This window comes from Rhizobacter sp. P2_H2 (assembly GCF_056403375.1).
Genome location: NZ_JBFUFP010000581.1, coordinates 1 through 3,416 on the forward strand (window position 1 = coordinate 1; position 3,416 = coordinate 3,416).

The window sequence follows — 3,416 nt, forward strand, 5'->3', positions numbered from 1 at the left end:
TTGCAACCCCGGGCGATAAACTCATGGTCCACAGTGTACTTTCGCGGGCCGCGTCCTTCGCGCCCGCCGATCCCATGGCCTCCACCCTCACCGATCGCCTGAGCCGGCTCGTCAAGACGATGCGCGGCCAGGCGCGCATCACCGACAGCAACGTGACCGACATGCTGCGCGAGGTGCGCATGGCGCTGCTCGAAGCCGACGTGGCGCTGCCGGTGGTGCGCGATTTCATCGCCCGCGTGAAGGAGAAGGCGCTCGGCGCCGAGGTGGTGGGCTCGCTGTCGCCGGGGCAGGCGCTGGTGGGCATCGTCAACCGCGAACTGGCGGCGACGATGGGCGAAGGCATCGCCGACATCAACCTCGCGGCCCAGCCGCCGGCGGTGATCCTGATGGCCGGCCTGCAGGGCGCCGGCAAGACCACTACCACCGCCAAGCTGGCCAAGCACCTGATCGAGAAGCGCAAGAAGAAGGTGCTGACCGTCTCGGCCGACGTGTACCGCCCGGCGGCCATCGAGCAGCTCAAGGTGGTGACGAAGCAGGCCGGCGCCGAGTGGTTCCCGTCGAGCGCCACCGACAAGCCGCTGGACATCGCGCGCGCCGCGCTCGACCACGCGAAGCGCCACTACTTCGACGTGCTGCTGGTCGACACCGCCGGGCGGCTGGCGATCGACGAGCAGCTGATGAACGAGATCCGCACGCTGCACGCCGAGCTGAAGCCGGTCGAGACGCTGTTCGTCGTCGACGCGATGCAGGGCCAGGACGCGGTCAACGTCGCGAAGGCCTTCAAGGAGGCGCTGCCGCTGACCGGCATCGTGCTGACCAAGACCGACGGCGATTCGCGCGGCGGCGCGGCGCTGTCGGTGCGCCAGGTGACCGGCGCGCCGATCAAGTTCGCCGGCGTCAGCGAGAAGATCGACGGGCTGGAGGTGTTCGACGCGCAGCGCCATGCCGGCCGGGTGCTGGGCATGGGCGACATCGTCGCGCTGGTCGAGGAGGTGCAGAAGGGCGTCGACGTCGCGGCGGCGCAGAAGCTGGCCGAGAAGCTGAAGTCGGGCGACAACTTCGACCTGAACGACTTCCTGTCGCAGATCAGCCAGATGAAGAAGATGGGCGGGCTGTCGGGCCTGATGGACAAGCTGCCGGCCCAGATGACCGCGAAGGCCGGCAACCTGGGCCAGGCCGACATGGACCGCGCCGAACGCGACGTGCGTCGGATGGAGGGCATCATCAACTCGATGACCCCGCTGGAGCGCCGCAAGCCCGAGCTGCTGAAGGCCACCCGCAAGCGCCGCATCGCCGCCGGTGCCGGCGTGCAGGTGCAGGAGGTCAACCGGCTGCTGAACCAGTTCGAGCAGATGCAGGGAATGATGAAGAAGATGAAGGGCGGCGGCCTGATGAAGATGATGAAGCGCATGGGCGGCATGAAGGGCCTGGGCGGCCCGGGGGGCCTGCGCTGAGACGCGCGTTTGAGACGACTTGTCACATCCCACCCCGAACCGGTGGGCCTGTAACACGCCGCAACCGCCTGGCAGGCGGCACAATGATTGACCCCGCGCGCGCGGACCGCCAAGATCTGCGCTGCCCTCCAACACGGACCTGGACCTCGAGATGGAATTGCTGTTGATCGCCGCCCTGGTGCTGGTGGGCGGCCTGGTGATCTGGAAGATGAAGACCTCCAGCGCCAAGCCCGCCGTCAAGCGCAACAAGCCGCGCTCGCTCGAGGCGCTGGACACGCTGCAGTCGTGGCAGCCGCAGGCGACCCGCATCCTGACCACCGCCGAGCGCAAGGCCTACCTCGCGCTGCGCGGCGGGCTGCCGGAGCACATCATCCTGGCGCAGGTGCCGCTGGCGCGCTTCGTGAAGGTGCCGACGCGGCATTCGTATTCGGAGTGGCTGCGCCGCGTCGGCTTGCTCTGCGCCGATCTCGTGGTCTGCGACAGCAGCTCGCAGGTGATCGCGGTGGTCGACATCCGCGCGCCCGAGGCGCAGGAGAAGGAACGCACCTCGCAGCGCCACAACCGCATGGACCGCGTGCTCGAAGCCTCCGGCATTCCGCTGCACGTGTGGCGCGAGGACGCGCTGCCGAGCGCGACCGGTGCGCGCAACGCGATCCTCGGCAGCAAGTCGAGCGAGAGCACGCCATCGACGCATGCCCCGTCGACGACCGCCGGCTACCAGCCGGTCGGCCGCGGCCCGGTCGACGAGGACGACGGACTCGAGATGCGCGAGCCGCCGCCGTCGACCTGGTTCGACGACATCGACTCGGCGCCGGCACCGTTGGCATCCGCCGCGCCGCCGAACATCCCGCGCTCGGGCAACTCGCCCCGCCCCCGCTGATTCAGCGCCGGGTCACTCCAGCAAGGCCTGCGCGAATTCGCGCGCATTGAAGGTCTGCAGGTCTTCGAGCTTCTCGCCGACCCCGATGAAGTAGACCGGGATCGCCCGCTCGCGCGCGATCGCCGCCAGCATGCCGCCCTTCGCGGTGCCGTCGAGCTTGGTGACGATCAGGCCGGTGAGGCCGAGCGCATCGTCGAAGGCCTTGACCTGGGCCAGCGCGTTCTGGCCGGTGTTGCCGTCGATCACCAGCAGCACCTCGTGCGGGGCGCCCTCTTGCGCCTTCGCGATCACGCGCCGGATCTTCTTCAGCTCCTCCATCAGGTGGAGCTGCGTCGGCAGCCGGCCGGCGGTGTCGGCGATGACGACGTCGCAGCCGCGCGCCTTGCCGGCGACCACCGCATCGAAGCTGACCGCCGCCGGATCGCCATCGGCCTGCGAGACGATCTCGACCGAGCCGGCCTGCCGCGGCACGTCGGCGCGCTCGGCCCACACCGCGAGCTGCTCGCGCGCGGCGGCACGGAAGGTGTCGGCCGCGGCCAGCAGCACCTTCTGGCCGCTGTCGGCGAGGTGGCGCGTGAGCTTGCCGATGCTGGTCGTCTTGCCGGCGCCGTTGACGCCGACCACCATCATCACGGTGGGCGCGTGTTCGCCGACACGCAGCGGCTTCTCGAGCGGACGCAGCAGGTCGGCCACCGCCGCGGCGAGCAGCGCCTTGACCTGCGACGGGTCGGTGGCCCGGGCCTCCTTCACGCGGCGGCGCAGGTCGTCGAGCAGGAACTCGGTGGCCTTGACGCCGGCATCGGCCATCAGCAGCGCGGATTCGAGTTCTTCATAGAGGGCCTCGTCGATCTGCGTGCCGGTGAACACCTGGGCGATGCTGGAGCCGGTCTTGCGCAGGCCGCCGCGCAGCTTGTCGACCCAGCTGCGGCGCTCGGGCTCGGCAGCGGCCGGCGTGATGGCGGCCTGCACTGCCGGGACGGGCGCGGCAGGCGTCGCAGTGGTCGGCGGCGAGGCCGGCGTGTCGACAGGAGCGGGCTTTTTCTTGAAGAAACTGAACATGCGTGGGGCGATCGACTCGGGTG

Annotated in this window: 3 protein-coding genes; 2 read left to right on the forward strand and 1 reads right to left on the reverse strand. The window is 69.8% G+C overall.

All coding sequences use genetic code 11. The features are described from left to right. The first annotated feature begins 74 nt into the window (after positions 1-74). Positions 75-1,454, forward strand: a complete 1,380-nt coding sequence (gene ffh, locus AC1D15_RS22840; protein WP_465112858.1) for a signal recognition particle protein — start codon at positions 75-77, stop codon at positions 1,452-1,454. A 151-nt stretch (positions 1,455-1,605) separates the two neighbouring features. After that, entirely contained in the window at positions 1,606-2,334 is a 729-nt protein-coding gene (locus tag AC1D15_RS22845; RefSeq protein WP_477827769.1) for a DUF2726 domain-containing protein, read from the forward strand. 12 nt (positions 2,335-2,346) lie between these two features. Here the strand turns inward: AC1D15_RS22845 and ftsY are convergent, their stop codons facing one another. After that, positions 2,347-3,393 carry a signal recognition particle-docking protein FtsY gene (ftsY, locus tag AC1D15_RS22850; RefSeq protein ID WP_047506602.1) on the reverse strand — a complete coding sequence of 349 codons (1,047 nt, stop codon included), beginning with the start codon at positions 3,391-3,393 and terminating at the stop codon, positions 2,347-2,349. Positions 3,394-3,416: the final 23 nt, after the last annotated feature.

Bases quoted from the DNA above. Each gene is read 5' to 3' on its own strand.
- ffh (WP_465112858.1), top strand. From the start codon at position 75: ATGGCCTCCACCCTCACCGATCGCCTGAGCCGGCTCGTCAAGACGATG.
- AC1D15_RS22845 (WP_477827769.1), top strand. From the start codon at position 1,606: ATGGAATTGCTGTTGATCGCCGCCCTGGTGCTGGTGGGCGGCCTGGTG.
- ftsY (WP_047506602.1), bottom strand. From the start codon at position 3,393: ATGTTCAGTTTCTTCAAGAAAAAGCCCGCTCCTGTCGACACGCCGGCC.